Source organism: Streptomyces sp. RK9, from assembly GCF_045070545.1.
Taxonomy (GTDB): domain Bacteria; phylum Actinomycetota; class Actinomycetes; order Streptomycetales; family Streptomycetaceae; genus Streptomyces; species Streptomyces alboflavus.
In genome coordinates, this window is sequence record NZ_CP173704.1 from 1,365,832 (window position 1) to 1,380,357 (window position 14,526).

14 protein-coding genes are annotated in these 14,526 nt (G+C 68.4%); 10 read left to right on the forward strand and 4 right to left on the reverse strand.

Features of this window, described 5'->3' with window-relative positions; all coding sequences use genetic code 11:
• The first annotated feature begins 35 nt into the window (after positions 1-35).
• Entirely contained in the window at positions 36-881 is an 846-nt protein-coding gene (locus tag AB6L24_RS26285; RefSeq protein WP_405659111.1) for an NAD(P)H-binding protein, read from the forward strand.
• A 165-nt stretch (positions 882-1,046) separates the two neighbouring features.
• The gene (locus tag AB6L24_RS26290) at positions 1,047-3,125 is read left to right on the forward strand and encodes an alkyl/aryl-sulfatase (RefSeq protein WP_405659113.1); all 2,079 of its coding nucleotides are present in this window, start codon (positions 1,047-1,049) and stop codon (positions 3,123-3,125) included.
• Positions 3,126-3,224: 99 nt separating this feature from the next.
• Here AB6L24_RS26290 and AB6L24_RS26295 read toward each other — a convergent pair whose 3' ends face one another.
• Positions 3,225-4,556: a DNA gyrase subunit B gene (locus AB6L24_RS26295; RefSeq protein ID WP_405659114.1), complete on the reverse strand. Its 1,332-nt coding sequence runs from the start codon at positions 4,554-4,556 to the stop codon at positions 3,225-3,227.
• A 1,250-nt stretch (positions 4,557-5,806) separates the two neighbouring features.
• On the opposite strand from AB6L24_RS26295, the gene AB6L24_RS26300 reads away from it, so the two are divergent.
• Positions 5,807-6,589, forward strand: coding sequence for a hypothetical protein (locus AB6L24_RS26300; RefSeq protein WP_405659115.1), 783 nt, complete (start codon positions 5,807-5,809; stop codon positions 6,587-6,589).
• 200 nt (positions 6,590-6,789) lie between these two features.
• Here the strand turns inward: AB6L24_RS26300 and AB6L24_RS26305 are convergent, their stop codons facing one another.
• The 3 genes from AB6L24_RS26305 to AB6L24_RS26315 all read right to left on the reverse strand — a co-directional run bounded on the left by AB6L24_RS26305 (position 6,790) and on the right by AB6L24_RS26315 (position 9,114).
• Entirely contained in the window at positions 6,790-7,239 is a 450-nt protein-coding gene (locus AB6L24_RS26305) for an NUDIX domain-containing protein (protein ID WP_405663337.1), read from the reverse strand.
• Positions 7,240-7,291: 52 nt separating this feature from the next.
• Positions 7,292-8,506 carry a helix-turn-helix domain-containing protein gene (locus tag AB6L24_RS26310; protein ID WP_405663339.1) on the reverse strand — a complete coding sequence of 405 codons (1,215 nt, stop codon included), beginning with the start codon at positions 8,504-8,506 and terminating at the stop codon, positions 7,292-7,294.
• Positions 8,507-8,745: 239 nt separating this feature from the next.
• Positions 8,746-9,114: a GntR family transcriptional regulator gene (locus tag AB6L24_RS26315; protein ID WP_405659117.1), complete on the reverse strand. Its 369-nt coding sequence runs from the start codon at positions 9,112-9,114 to the stop codon at positions 8,746-8,748.
• Positions 9,115-9,469: 355 nt separating this feature from the next.
• On the opposite strand from AB6L24_RS26315, the gene AB6L24_RS26320 reads away from it, so the two are divergent.
• From AB6L24_RS26320 to AB6L24_RS26350, 7 genes are all read left to right on the forward strand, one after another.
• Complete coding sequence (locus tag AB6L24_RS26320; RefSeq protein WP_405659119.1) at positions 9,470-9,922, forward strand: hypothetical protein; 453 nt, start codon at positions 9,470-9,472, stop codon at positions 9,920-9,922.
• Positions 9,923-10,017: 95 nt separating this feature from the next.
• Positions 10,018-10,287 (forward strand): DUF6284 family protein, encoded by a 270-nt coding sequence (locus tag AB6L24_RS26325; protein ID WP_405659121.1) that lies wholly within the window; start codon positions 10,018-10,020, stop codon positions 10,285-10,287.
• Positions 10,284-10,730 carry a Pycsar system effector family protein gene (locus tag AB6L24_RS26330; protein WP_405659123.1) on the forward strand — a complete coding sequence of 149 codons (447 nt, stop codon included), beginning with the start codon at positions 10,284-10,286 and terminating at the stop codon, positions 10,728-10,730. The genes AB6L24_RS26325 and AB6L24_RS26330 overlap by 4 nt, the downstream gene beginning before the upstream one ends.
• Positions 10,727-10,945, forward strand: coding sequence for a hypothetical protein (locus AB6L24_RS26335; RefSeq protein ID WP_405659125.1), 219 nt, complete (start codon positions 10,727-10,729; stop codon positions 10,943-10,945). The genes AB6L24_RS26330 and AB6L24_RS26335 overlap by 4 nt, the downstream gene beginning before the upstream one ends.
• A 53-nt stretch (positions 10,946-10,998) precedes the next feature.
• Entirely contained in the window at positions 10,999-11,829 is an 831-nt protein-coding gene (locus AB6L24_RS26340) for a DUF2637 domain-containing protein (protein ID WP_405663342.1), read from the forward strand.
• Complete coding sequence (locus tag AB6L24_RS26345) at positions 11,829-12,236, forward strand: RRQRL motif-containing zinc-binding protein (RefSeq protein ID WP_405659127.1); 408 nt, start codon at positions 11,829-11,831, stop codon at positions 12,234-12,236. The genes AB6L24_RS26340 and AB6L24_RS26345 overlap by 1 nt, the downstream gene beginning before the upstream one ends.
• A complete protein-coding gene (locus AB6L24_RS26350) occupies positions 12,233-14,446 on the forward strand; it encodes a cell division protein FtsK (RefSeq protein WP_405659129.1) in 2,214 nt (737 codons plus the stop codon). Before AB6L24_RS26345 ends, AB6L24_RS26350 begins: the two co-directional genes overlap by 4 nt.
• The last annotated feature ends 80 nt before the right edge of the window (positions 14,447-14,526 follow it).

The window sequence follows — 14,526 nt, forward strand, 5'->3', positions numbered from 1 at the left end:
TGACTCACCGACCAACAACCAACTCGGGAGACGACATGATCGTGGTGACCGGAGCGACCGGAAACGTAGGAAGCTCGCTGGTGCGGACGCTGGCGGCGGCGGGCGAGAAGGTCCGGGCGACGTCCCGGAACATCTCGGGCCCGGACGTGCCGGAGGGAGCCGACTGGCGCCGCGCGGACCTGGCGGACGCCGAGAGCCTGCGGCCGGCCTTCGACGGCGCGCGGGCGCTGTTCCTGCAGAGCGGCGGCGCGAGCGCGCACCGGCTCGACCCGGCGGCGATCCTCGACGCGGCCGCGGCGGGCGGCGTGGAGCGGGTGGTGCTCCTCTCCTCCCAGGGCGTGGCGACGCGGCCGGACTCGCCCTCGCACGGCGTGCTGATGCGGTCGATCGAGGACGCGGTCCGGCGGTCGGGCCTTGAGTGGACGGTCCTGCGCCCCGGCGGTTTCGCGTCCAACACCTACGCCTGGGCCGAGTCGATACGGACGACACGTACCGTCGCCGCGCCGTTCGGCGACGTGGGTCTGCCGGTCATCGACCCGGCCGACATCGCGGAGGTGGCCGCGGCGGCGCTGCGCGAGCCGGGCCACGCGGAGCAGGTCCACGCCCTCACGGGCCCGTCCCTGATCACCCCCCGCCAGCAGACCGAGGCACTGGCCGCGGCCCTCGGCACCCCGATCCGCTTCACCGAACAGACCCCCGACGAGGCCCGCGCCCAACTGCTCCACTTCATGCCCGCCCCGGTCGCCGACACCACCCTCGCCATCCTCGGCACCCCCACCCCCGAGGAGGCCCGCGTCAGCCCCGACGCCGAGCGGATCCTCGGCCGCGCGCCGCGCGCGTACGGGGAGTGGGCGCGGCGGAACGGGGCGGCTTTTCGGTGAGGTGACGGGGGCTTTCGGCCAGCCGGTGACCGGCTGTTCGGAGTGGCGAGATCGCTTCCTTGTAGAGGGCATCGGCGTTGCCTAGCGTCGGCGAGGCATCGACAGAGAGTCACACCTGTCCGTCCTTCCCGGCGGATTCCCGCACGCCTCTCAAGGAGATCGCGCATGGCCGGCACCACCGAGCCCACTGAGCCCGTCGAGCCCTCTGAGTACATCCTGAACCGCAACCGGCAGGCCACGTCCTTGCCGGAGTCCACCGACTTCGCCGACGCCCAGCGAGGCCTGCTGGCCGTGCCGCCGCCCGAACTGCCGGTGATCCCGGCCAAGAGCGGCAAGGACCAAGTGGCCTGGGACTTCACGGCCTACGACTTCCTGCGGGACGGCGAGCCGGACACCGGGCCCGCCTCCGTGAACCCGAGCCTTTGGCGCCAGGGCGTCCTGACGGCGTACGCGGGGCTGTATCAGGTCACGAGCGACGGGTCGCGGTCGATCTTCCAGATACGCGGCTACGACCTGTCGAACATGACCATCGTGACCGGTGACACCGGCCTGATCGTCATCGACCCGCTCGCCTCGTACGAGACGGCCCGGTACGCACTCAAGCTCTACCGGGACACCACCGAGGACCAGCGCCCGATCAGCGCGGTCGTCTACACCCACAGCCACGTCGACCACTTCGGCGGCTCCCGCGGCCTGTTCGCGGAGAAGGGCGACGAGGTCCCTGCCGACCTCGCGGTGTACGCGCCGATCGGGTTCCTGGAGCACGCGATCAGCGAGAACGTCCTCGCGGGCCCGGCGATGGCGCGCCGGGCGGAGTACATGTACGCGGCGGGCCTCGACAAGGGCCCGTACGCGCAGGTCGGCGCGGGCCTCGGCCTGACGATCTCCACGGGCGAGGTGACGCTGATCCCGCCGCGCCACTACGTCGGCGGCCCGGAGATCCCGCCCACGCCGGAGAACGCCTGGTCCTCGCGGTATGTGATCCCGTGGCGGCGCGGCCTGTACGCGCACACCGTCGACGGTGTGCCGATCGTCTTCCAGCTGACGCCCGGCACCGAGGCGCCCGCGGAGATGAACTTCTACTTCCCCGAGCTGAGGGCCCTGTGCATGGCGGAGAACGCCACCCACACCATGCACAACGTGCTCAGCCTGCGCGGCGCCCAGGTCCGCGACCCGCAGGCGTGGTCGAAGTACCTCACCGAGGCGATCCAGACCTTCGGCGAGTACACCGACGTCGAGTTCGCCTCGCACCACTGGCCGCGCTGGGGCAAGGAACCAATCCTCGAATTCCTCTCCGACCAGCGGGACATGTACTCCTACCTCAACGACCAGGCGCTGCGTCTGATCGACGCGGGCCACACCGGCATCGAGATCGCCGAGAAGCTCAAGGACCTGCCGCGCGGCCTGGCCGAGCACTGGTACAACCAGGGCTACTACGGCTCGATGAGCCACAACCTCAAGGCCGTCTACCAGCGCTACATCGGCTGGTTCGACGGCAACCCCGCCCACCTGTGGACGCTGCCGCCCGTCGAGGCGGGGGTGCGGTACGTGACCGCGATGGGCGGCCCCGAGGCCGTCAACTCCCAGGCGCAGCAGGCACTCTCGGCCGATCCGCCCCAGTACCGCTGGGCGGCCGAACTCCTCAACCACGTCATCTTCGCCTCCGGCGCCCCGGACTTCACCATCTCCGAGGCCGCCCTGGACACGGCCAAGCAGCTCCAGTCCCAGACCTTCACCCAACTCGGCTTCGGCGCCGAGAACGGCACCTGGCGCAACTTCTACCTCACCGGCGCCCAGGAGGTCGTCGACGGCCCCCAGCAGGGAGTCCGGCACGGTGCCGCGGACCTGGTCCGGAGCATGCCCCTGAACCTCTTCTTCCAGGCCATGGCCAAGAGCATCGACGGCCCCCGAGCGGCGGAGGAACAGCACACGCCCATCGTCCTGCGCTGGATCCTCGACACCCCCCGCCAGGAGTGCACCACCACCCTGCGCAACGGCGCCCTGATCTACGTGGACGGCCCCGACCACCTGGCCGGCAAGCCCACCGCCACGATCACCCTCACCCGCACGTCCCTCGACGAACTCGCCCTCTCTGGCCCCCGCTTCACCCAGAACTTCGACGACCAGGTCACCGCGGGCACGATCCAGGTGGACGACCGCTCGGCCGCGGACACCGTCTTCGGCTACCTGGTCTTCCCGGACCCGCGCTTCCCGATCGTGACACCGCGGAGGGCGGGCGCGTAGCTGTCGCGTGACGGCCCCGGCCGCCGGCGGACTCGCGGCACCACTCACGGGCCTGCGGAACCGCTGACGAACCCGCGAAGTCGCTGAGGGGTCTGCCGCTCACCGCGGACCGGACCCCTCAGCGAGGTCGCGGCTGCCGGGAAGGATCCGGCCGCCGCGACCGCCGGGGAGGATCCGGCCGCCGCGACCGCCGGGGAGGATCCGGCCGACGACGGCCTCGGCCTGCTCCGGGTGGCGCGCCAGCCAGCCGCCGAGGTGCTCCCGGACGGCCTCGGAGAAGGAGGCGCGTACCGCCGCGTTGCCCAGCACGCCACGGGTGGGGCCCTCGAACTCCGGACGGTCCAGCTTCACCGACACGACGGCCGTCAGCCCGGCGCAGACCCGATCGGCGCCCAGATCTGGTTCCGTCGGCATCAGCCGCCGCCGCTCCCGCGCCCAGGCGTTCACCGCGGCCGTCACCCCGTCGCGGAAGCCCGCCAGGTGGGTGCCCCCGACGGGGGTGGGCGCGCAATTGGCGAAGCCCCGGACCCGCTCCTCGCGGGACGCGCACCACCGCAGGGCGACCTCCGCCGTCCCCGCCATCCGCGGGTCCTCCCAGGCGAAGGCGATGACATCCGGGTGCACAGGCGGCCGCCTCGCCGAGCCGCCAGTGCCTGCCGAGACGCCAGTGCCTGCCGAGACGCCACTGCCTGCCGAAACGCCACTGCCTGCCGAGCCGCCAACGGTGTCCGGGTCATCAAGGAGGGCAACGAAGTCCCGCACCTCACCCAGGAACCGCACCGCCCGGGGCTCACGCGGATCCCGTACGTCGGACAGTGAGACGCCCAAACCCCTGTTCAGAAAGGCCAGTTCACGAAAGCGCTCCGCGAGCACGTCGAACGAGCACCGCACGGTCGCGAAGATGCCGGGATCGGGCCAGAAGCTGACGCTCGTCCCACTGCCGGACGTCCGCCCCACGGCGCCGGGCGGAGCGACGGCGACCCCGCGCTCGTACCTCTGGACCCAGCGGACACCCTCACGCCGCACCTCGGCCGTCATGCGGCTCGACAGCGCGTTGGCGACGCCGAGCCCAAAGTCACCCAGACCCACGACCGCGGTGTCGCGCCCGACGGGCCGCGACCCGGCATGGACGCGGGTCAACAGAGCCTCAAGCCCGCCGAGACCACCGGTATCCCCGCCGCCCTCGACGGGAACCCCAGGCCCGTCATCGACAACCCTCACGCCTCCACCGGCCATGAGGGTGACCTCGACAGAACTCGCACGCCCAGCCAGAACCTCATTCACCCCCCGCCCCACGACCTCGAACACAGCCTGATGCAGCCCCCGTTCACCGACCGACCCGACATACATCCCGGGCCGCTTCCGGATCTCCTCGACGCCGTGCAGGACGTCGCCGTGACTGGCGTCGCACCTGTTGTCGCCCTCACCCACGAAGCCCCCTCCGCCCCCCCGCTCGGCAGACCTCTCCCAAGGCCACCGGAAACCACTCAGGGGCCTGACCCGCAATGCGGATCAGGCCCCTGACCTGGTGTTTCAGCTGTCGGGGTGGCGGGATTTGAACCCACGACCTCTTCGTCCCGAACGCGATCAGGTGCCTCGCGACCTTGCATCGCATGTCACTGACCTGCTTGTCCGCCTCCGGTGTTGTCCATAGCTGTCCGGGACGGTCTTCGAGAGGTCGCTCCGTTTGGCCCCCCGTTTGGCCCCCGAATCCCCATCGCCCAGGTGGGGACCGTCCACGCCAGCGCCTGGTCAGGAAGTCGCAAGCTGTTGCGGCGCGGAGCCAAACGCTCAGGCAGTTACTCGTCACGGAGTCAAGTGATGTGCCTGAAAGAACCGCTCCCAAGCAGACTTACAACGCTGAGCAAGGTCGAGAGCATCTTCAGTACCGGCTGGCCCGCTGGGGGCTGACCATGTGATCTCGGCTCGCGCCCCTTGGCCTCCGTGTACCGCGGAGATCCTTGCGGTAACCGGGTCATGTCCGCTGCCGCGAGCCCTTCGCGTGTGGTGCTTTGCAGTTTGAGCCATGCCGTCGCACAGCTTCAGATCCGGGTCATTGTTGACGTACGTCATGGCCGCAGGCTTGCCAGCTTGCTCCTGTAGCCAGTCGGCGAGCTCACGGCAGTCCTTGAAGAAGTTCTCGACCTGCCGACGCACGACCTCATTATCAACGTCACTTCGCTGGTAGGTAGCTTGAAGGGCATCTAGGTCGCTGATGACGTCGCGCCACTTCTGTTGCCACGGCCTCTGGGGGTTGTACCCAATACTCGACGTGGCGCTGAGGGTGGCGCTGGCCCCCAAGGCAGCTTCTACGTACACCACGGCGTTGCGTTGGCTGCCACCGCAGTTCGGGCACGGCTGCCCAACAGGTGTGTTGTCCAGGCTGGTTCGGCAGTCAGGGCAGATCATCACGCATGAAGGCTATTACCTCAGGGCCTACCCATGTTGGGGAACAGACTTGAACCACGAGCTCTTCCTCCCGAACGCGATCGGGCTCCTACGTGACCAGACATCGAGATCGCTGATCTTCTGGTTCGGCTCCGGCGCTGTCCATCACTGTCCGGGACAACGGCCTGAGACTGCCCTAGCGACGAGGCGCGTTGCGAGGGCGGCAGCCAGTTCCGTGACGAGGCTTGCTCGAGTAGCTGCTCTGCGGGCATCTGGCCTGGTTAGATGCCGACATGATGACAGTCTCAGCTCCCTGGTACGAGTCGGGGACATTCTGGACCGTTTTCGTCGGAGCCATCGTCGCTGTAGGCGTTGGAATTTTTGCGGCGTATTCGAACTACCGGATAGTCAACCCGAAGTGCCTCTTCACCTACTGCCTGCGGAAGAACACATCGCTACTAAATGCATCAGGCCAAGTGTCGGGAACTCTCAGTGTGGCGCATGGCACTACTCGGCTCAGTCGTCCACGGGTTGTGGAAATTGAGGTAAAGAATGAGGGGCGCAGGGCTGTGACGGCTCAGGATTTCCATGGTGGAGATTCCATTGAATTCGAGGTCGGTGCACCCATCATTGCCCTGTTGGAGAGCGATACGGTGCCGTCTCATAGTCGTGTACCGAACTCCTCGCTCGCGGGTAGCGTGCTCAGGATTGAGCCGTCCCTTCTTTCGTCGAAGCAGTCCACGTCTTTTACCCTTTTGGTCGACGGGCCGCGTGCTGAGCTGCAATGCAGGTCCTCCCTGGTCGACGTTCCGGTTAAGGAGCGCAAGCCGGAGAGCCCTCTAACGGCTGCTCAGGCACGCTTCGCTAAGGGGGCGCTTAGGGCTTCCGTGGTGATGACGGTGGTATGTTTTCTAATTCTTGGGTATGTGTTTAGCGTGATGAGTAAGGCGGAGGATTCGCTGGACGATTCAAAGAAAGTCCTGAAGGATGCTAAAGCGGTATATGAGGATGCTCAAGCGGTACATGATGAAGCTAAGAAGCTTGCGCAAGAAGTGGTAGGCGAGAAAAGGCGCTGACAGGTTAGATTAAAAGTTCTTACTGCGGCAAGAAGCCGAGCTTCGCTTGTGCGAGAGAATTAAGTCACCTGAGGTAGTCCTGGGCTGCTGGCTCAGTGCAATACCGGTGCCTCATCGCGGCAGCGAGTTCGTGCCTGGTCATGATATCGGACGATCCAAAGACGGCCCGAGAGTGGAGCGAGCGCCAACTCAAACTCGCGTCACTGCTCGGCAGCTCGACCGTGTTCGAGGTAGGCGACCGTGCCGTTACCACGTGCTGTGACGGCCGATCGGATTCTCCGTGCGAGACGCGGGATGGTGAGATCGTCCACGGCGTCGACGGGGTGGAAGGCGTACCCCTTGATCTCCGAGACTTGCAAGCGGATCTGCTTCTGAACGTCCGCCGGCAGAGTGCCCCCGTCGAAGAGATACAGCACCTTGTCGCCCTCGGAAGGGCTTGGTGCCCAGTCGACCACAAGTAGGCGCCCGATCCCCGGCGTGATGCCCAGCTCCTCCCGGACTTCACGGACGCACGCTTGGAGCGGGGACTCGCCTGAGTCGACGTAGCCCCCCGGGATGTCCCGGTAGTCCTTGTACGTCGGCTCAAGGAGCATGACGTGGTCCTGGTCATCGAAGAAGAGCGCGCCCGCAGCCATGCGCGGACGCGCCATCTTCGCTTCGTGCTCGTTCTCGGTCTCACTCACGTGACCGAGCCTAACCAGCTCACACCACGCGCAGCCGCTCGGCCAGGTCAGCCACGGACCGGCTCGGTCGCCCGCGGGTACCGCGGACCCAGCCGAGTACGAGTTCACGGCTCATGTAGTGGTGTCTGACCTGCTCCGGGGCCATCCGCTCGGCTTCGAGGACTACAGCGAGCGCTTCATCCGTGCGGTTTCGAGCGGTGAGCGCCCGCGCTACTTCGAGGTCGTGCCGCACACGGCGTTCGGTTGGAAGACCGCTCGTATCGACCTGCGGCCCAAGTTCCGAAGCGATCTGGAAGTCTCCGAGCTCACCAGCGGTGGCCACCTTGTGGATCGCGACGTTGGTTGGCCCGAAGGCGGTCCACATGTGGTTGGCGTCTGTTCCCAGGCGTGTGGCCGCCGTTTCCGCCTCACGCAGGTAGGTCTGCGCCGTCGCGCGATCCTCCGCGCGAGCGGCCGCCATCGCCCCGGTGAGGAACAAGGTTCCGTAGACGGACAGGTACGAGGGCGAGGCCGCTTCGAGCCCTGTCTCCAAGAACCCTGCCGCATCGCTCACGAGCTGAACGGCCGTCTCGTACCGGCCGGTGGACAGCAAGCAATGCGTCACGGACCGGAAGAGCGACCCAACGATGACGTTGTTCCCGCTCTGCTGCGCGGCGGCTAGCCCGCGGTCCGCCGCCATCCACGCGAGTTCGTTCTCCCCCAGCTTGCCGAGCACCATGGCCGCGCCCTGATAGGTCAGCGCGAGCAGGGCGTTCGCCTCCTCCCTTTCCTCGCCTGCGTACGTACGCGCGGCGAGTAGTGCGTCCGACAGGATGAGCGGCAACTGCCGCGTGGCGAAGCCAAATCGAGAGTCCTGATAGGCACCCCACACTTCGCTCACGTCGGACCGCAAGTTCGTCAAGGTCGGTGGCTCGCCATCGGTAGGCGCACTCAGGAGAGGCGTCAACTGCCGGTAGTCCATGAGCGCTTCACGCAGCGCGGGGACCGTGTGCCGGCCACTCTCGTTCGACCACTCCAACAGAGTCGGCTCGCCGATGAGGTCGCCGACGGACACATCCAGCGCATGCGCCAACGCGCGGATCACAGAGAGCCGATCGAGCTGGATGCGGTTGTTCTCAACCTTGCCGAGCCAGTCCGGCGTACGGACAACCAATCCGGCCAGCACGTCTTGGGAGATTCCGCGGCGGTGGCGGTACCAAGCCACGCGCTCGCCGATCGTGAGTTGCTGCGTCATTCCTCGCATGACTTCAGCGTCACCTCGGTTTGGATGAGGACCCCGGAAGGTTTTTCCGGGGTCGCTTCAAGGCCTGGTCCTAGCGTCGTAGTTGTCGAGACCGAGACAACCACGGCGGCAAGGAGGCACAGCCATGTCTCTGACGGCTGATGAACGGCACCAGGTGATGGTGGCTCTTGCAGACCTCTCCACGGAAGTGGGAGCGCTCGCCGAGCGGGCGCGCCGCTTAGCGGAGCCCTTCAGCTCTTCTCCTCCGAGCCCTCCAACAGGCGGAGGCGTTCATCGAGACGCCCCAGGTGCTCACGCACCGATTCGATCTCCCGCATGATCGCAGTGAACTCAGGGCTGGGAGATGGCTCTTCTCGGGCATCCGAGGCTTGGGCGCTCACGAAGTATCCACGCGTTGAGTCCGGGGTCACCAAGCCCCATTTCGTGAGGAGTTGGACAGCCTTCGTTGCCGTCCCTGCGGCGACTTCGAAGCGCTCCGCGATCGCCCTCACCGATGGCAGCTTGTCCCCCGCTCTCAGCTTGCCGGTCTTGATCTCCTCTCGCAGGGTCTCGGCGATCTGCTCGTTCACCCGTCGCGCGTCGTCAGCGGTAAGCGTCATGCCTCGATGCTAGCCCCCTCTGATCTAGATCAAGTAGCACGAACAGCACAACCTCTTGTTCTAGCTGTATCAGTCGTGCTAGAACAGTGACATCGCGACCGGGATTGCCCGACAGGAAGGCGGCTCAGGCCGCACGCCGCGGGCCCCGCGCTGATCGTTCCTTGACAACTGCATGGGGATCACGCCGCCTCTCCTCGGGCAAGTAGGCGGCCACGCGAGGTCCCTCGCGTGATGCACAGAGCGGTTCGACTGCTCCGCAGCTCGTCTGCTGCGGCCGGTTGCCTCCGCTGCTCGTCTCGTACGAGCAGCGCTGAGGGGAGCCGGAACGTGCTCCTACGACCCTTTGGGAGTCCTCATGACTGCAACGCTGATCGCGGTTCTCGGCACTCTGGCCGGGGCCGTCGTCGCCGGGTTCATGCAGCACCTGAGCACCACCCGAACAACCCGCACAGCGACGGCCGAGCAGCGCCGTCGCACACTGGCGGATGCGGTCCCGGCGCTGCTGGCCGCGCTGGTCCGCCACCGTGAACAGCAGTACCTGAAGATCGTGGCCCGCCGGGAAGGCGTGGCCGACACGGCCGAGACGCGCCAGGCCCGCTATGCGGCCCGCTCGGCTGTCACCAGTGCGATGGACACGCTGTTCATGACCACGCAGGTCGGCGGGCTTCTGGCGGTTGCTCAGGAAGCGGTCGACGCCGCGATGGCCGTGGGCGACGTCCCGGCCGACGAGCTGGACGCGGCGGGTCTGCGGGCCCGCCAGGCACACACCGCGCTGCGCGTGGCCGGTGCCCAGCACATCTACGCCTGACCCACCCCCACCCAATTTCAACGGCGCGCGCCCCCGGAGTTGGCCCTCCGGGGGCGCTGTTCGGGCCGTTCCACCTGCTAGGGAGAACACGACCCATGGACCACATCGTTACTGTTCAGGACGCTGTTACGGCGTTCGCCGACTGGATCGAGCCGACCAGTGCGGAGCTGGCCGCGATCGAGCGGGAGATGCCCGTGATCCTCGCGGACGTCGACCTGCTCGACGCGCAGATCATCACCCTCGACCGCACGCCGAACGAGCTGGACGAGCGCCGTATCCGCCGGGCCCGCCGTCGGGCGCTTGCCGCCCGGGTTTCGCTGGTCAACCTTGCGGCCGGTGCGAGCCTTCCCGGTGGTGCCGCGTGAGCGCCCCCGACCGGAATCTGATGGCCGCGCTCGCTGAGGTGAAGGCGGAGATTACGCGTACGGACACCAAGACGGGGCTGTTGCTGGCGTTCGTCGGCGCGGTGTTCGCCGGCGCCTGGACCGTCGCCCGTGCGCTGTCCCTGAACCCTGCCACCTGCGTGACCGGGGCTCTCGGCATGGGGTTGCTGGTCACGGCGGCCGGTCTGTTGCTGCGTTCCGCGCGGCCGAACTTGCGTGGCAGGCACGGTTTCACGCTGTGGGCCACGCTCACGCCCGAAGAGATCCCCGCCGCGATGGCGAACGATCTGGCTGCCGACATTGCCGGGCTGTCCCGGATGGCGGTCGCCAAGTTCACCTGCCTGCGCCGCGCGGTCGACCTGACCTGCGCCGGTGGCGCCCTGCTCATCCTGGCGGTGCTGCTCGCGCTGGGGGGTGCGGCATGAGCGCCGTCGGTCGCAAGGGGTGGCGGCTGGTCGCCACCGTCGTGTGCGTGCTGGGTGCGGTCGCCGCGAGCGTGTCGGCGTTCGTCTACGCCCTCCCTTGGCCCGCCCTCGCCCTCTCGGTGGGGTGCCTGCTGATCGCCCGCTACCTCGCCACCCAGGTGCCCGCCCCGTCCACGAACGAGGCGGACAACGACGCGGGGGAGGCGGACCGGTGAAGAGCAACAAGGGCAAGAGCCTGCTCGTGCTCGCTCTGGTCGCCGTCGTCTCCATGGCCTTTCGGGTCTCGTGGAACGCGTTGCGCGACGTGGCCCGCGCGATCGGCGCGGACGATACGGCCGCGACGCTGTACCCGTTCGTCGTCGACGGCCTGATGGCCCTCGCCCTGGTCGCCACCCTCGTACTGACCGGTGACGCCCGGAAGTTCGCCCTGCGCGTCCTGGGCACCTACACCCTCGCGTCGCTGGTCCTCAACTACGTGCACGGCCTCGTCCCGGAGCTCCACGGCAAGACGGTCGACTGGGGCCGACTCGCTGACTGGGACCCGGCGAACTGGGCGCTGGTCCTGCTCGCCACGTCGCTTCCGGTCGGGGCTATCTACTTCGGGTCGGATCTGGTCGCCAAGGTCCTGCACCACCGCCCCGACCCGATCGAGCCCCCGACTGCGAATGAGGAGGAATCTACCGAGACCGGGAGGATTCGGTCTACGGCTGACTTCCCCGAATCGACACCCGCGCCGATCACTGCGAACGTCACGGCGCTGCCCCGACCGGTGGCTGTCGGGTTCCTGAAGTCGGCCGTGGCGAGCAAGCCCGTCCACGCGATCGAGTCGGCCCCTGCCCGCCCGATCGCGGCGCGTACGGTGCCCGCTCAGTCCAAGCAGCCGCGCCGGGCGACCGGTCGGGTACCGGACGTCGCGAAGTCGACCCGGCCCAAGCGCACCCCGGCGCAGTTGCTCGATGAGGCGCGCACGGCAACGGCCGACTGGCCCGACGCCAAACTGACGGCCGAGGGCATCCGCAAGGCGGTGCACACCTCGCCCGCGAACGCCCGGACGCTGCGCGACACGCTGCGCGGCGAGCGCGGCTGTGAGGTGGCGTGATGGGCGCCGCGTACAGCAAGTGCTACGACCCCACCGGCGCCCGCTTCGGCATCCCCACCTACCCCTGGAAGTACGCCCCCGACGGCCTGGCCACGCGCCGTCAGCTCCGGGCACGCGGCCTGCGTCCGGGCGGCCAGCCGATAGCGGCGCAGCTCATGCTGCGCCACCGCGGCCGCAAGTCCGGTGCGCTGGTCGCCTACCTCTACCGCGAGGACCTGGCCAAGCCGGTGCGGCCGATGACCTCGCGCAAGTGGGGCGCGCTCGCGCTGGCGATGCTCGCGCGCCGCACCTGCCCCGTGTGCCAGGTCACCTACAGCTACTGCCTGCCGGTCTCGCTCGGCATGTGCCTGCTGTGCCACGACACCCAGAACCACAGCGCTCTGACCCGTACGGGAGGGAATCGATGAACCACTCCGACGACGAGAACGAACTGTTCAACCGGCTCGAAGCAGAGATGAGCACCCCCCGCGGCCTGACCTCCGGCGGTGAGGTGGTCGACCTGGACAAGGCCCGTGCCGCCCGGACCGAGTCGGCCGACTCCGGCCCGGTCGAGCAGGGCCCCGCGCCGGTCACCGAGTCGGCCGACCTGGACCAGCGCGTGATGGTCGACCAGCCGGAGGCGAAGTCGGCCGGTCCCGGGTACTTGGGTCGGTTGATGGGGGCCCGGCGCCGGGATGTGGTGCCGGTGTGGCTGCGGTCGGTGGCTGAGCTGAAGACCGCCACCGCCTGGGTGACCCGCCACTACGCCCACACGGTCGGCTATCACGCGCTGCGCTCGCCCTGGTACGCCGCCCGTCTCACCTTCCAAGCCCCTGCCGGGGCCGCGAAGTTCACCGGTGCCGCGATGCGCTGGGTCGCGGACACCGAGGGCGAGCCGGTGCGGCTGGCCGCGGTGCGGCGCGAGGACGCGGCGGAGTACCTGAAGCTCTCGCGTCAGCGCGACGGCCGGGTCCGGCTGCGCGCCCTGGTCGCCACGCTGGCGCTGTTCGTCGGCCTGGGGGCAGCGCTCGCGATTTATGTGCTCGCCCCCGGCTGGCTTCAGGCGATCTCTGTCGGCGCGCTGGTCATGGCGCTCGGCTATGCCGGGCGCAAGGCGGATGCCCCGGTCGTCCACCGGGCGGTCGACCTGCCCAAGACGGTGAAGCTCACCAGCGGCATTGTGCTGCGCGCCCTCGGCTCCCTCGGTATCCCTGCGATCAACCAGGCACAGGGCAAGGGCCGGGACGGGTTCGAGTTCACCGCCCCGATCACCCGCGACGGGCCCGGATGGCGTGCGGAAGGCAACCTGCCCTACGGGGTGACGGTCACCGACATCATCGAGCGCCGCGAACGCCTCGCCTCCGGCCTGCGCCGCCCCCTCGGGTGTGTGTGGCCTGAGGCGGTGCCGGACGAGCACACCGGGCACCTGGTGCTGTGGGTGGGAGATCAGGACATGTCCAAGGCCAAGCAGCCCGCCTGGCCGCTGCTGAAGTCCGGCACCACGGACCTGTTCAAGCCCGTCGCCTACGGCACCGACCAGCGCGGACGCTGGGTCGAACTCACCCTCATGTACATCGCCGGAGTCATCGGCGCGATCCCGCGCATGGGCAAGACCTTCCTCCTCCGACTGCTCCTGCTGATCGCGGCGCTGGATCCGCGGGCGGAGCTGCACACCTACGACATGAAGGGCACCGGCGACCTCGACCCGGTGGGCGATGCGGTCTCGCACCGGCACGGAGCGGGTGACGATGACGAGGTCATCGCTTACGCGCTGAACGACTTCCGTGCCCTGCGCGAGGAACTGCGCCGCCGTACCAAGGCGATCCGTGCGCTGCCGCGGGACATCTGCCCGGAGTCCAAGGTCACCAGCGCGCTCGCCGACAAGCGCGCGCTGGGCCTGCACCCCATCGTGGTCGGCGTGGATGAGTGCCAGGTCCTGTTCGAGCACGCCGACCACGGCAAGGAGTTCGAGGAGATCATCACCGACCTGGTCAAGCGCGGCCCTGCCACCGGCATCGTGGTGCTGCTCGCCACCCAGCGCCCGGACGCCAAGTCCCTGCCCACCGGCATCAGCGCGAACGCCTCCCTGCGGATGTGCCTGAAGGTCATGGGCCAGCTGGAGAACGACATGGTGCTCGGTACCTCCGCCTACAAGCGCGGGGTCCGCGCGACCATGTTCGCCTGGGGCGACAAGGGCATCCACTACCTGGTCGGCGAGGGCTCCGACGCCCGCATCGTGCGCTCCGTCTACATCGACGGCCGCGCCGCCGAAGCCATCGGCGCCCGCGCCCGCACCGCCCGCGAGCGCGCTGGCACCCTGTCCGGGCACGCGCTCGGCGAGGCACCGGAGCCGACCGTGGCCGCCTACGACCTGCTCGCCGACATCCTGGCCGTGGTCGCGGCCAAGGAACCCAAGCTGTGGTCGGAGACCGTCGCCGCGCGCCTGTCGGAGCTGCGCCCGGAGGTCTACGAGGGCTGGGACCCCGACGCGCTTGCCGCGGCTCTGAAGCCGCACGGCATCGCGACCATCCAGGTCGGCCGCCGCGTGAACGGCAAGGTCGTCAACCGGCGCGGCATTGACCGCTCCCACATCACCACCGCGATTGCGGAGCGTGACGGGAAGCGGGACGCGGGCTGAGGGTCCGGGGCCGCTAACGATAGCGGCACACCCCGCTAACGTTAGCGGCCCCGCTAGCACCCCAAACCTGATCTGATCAG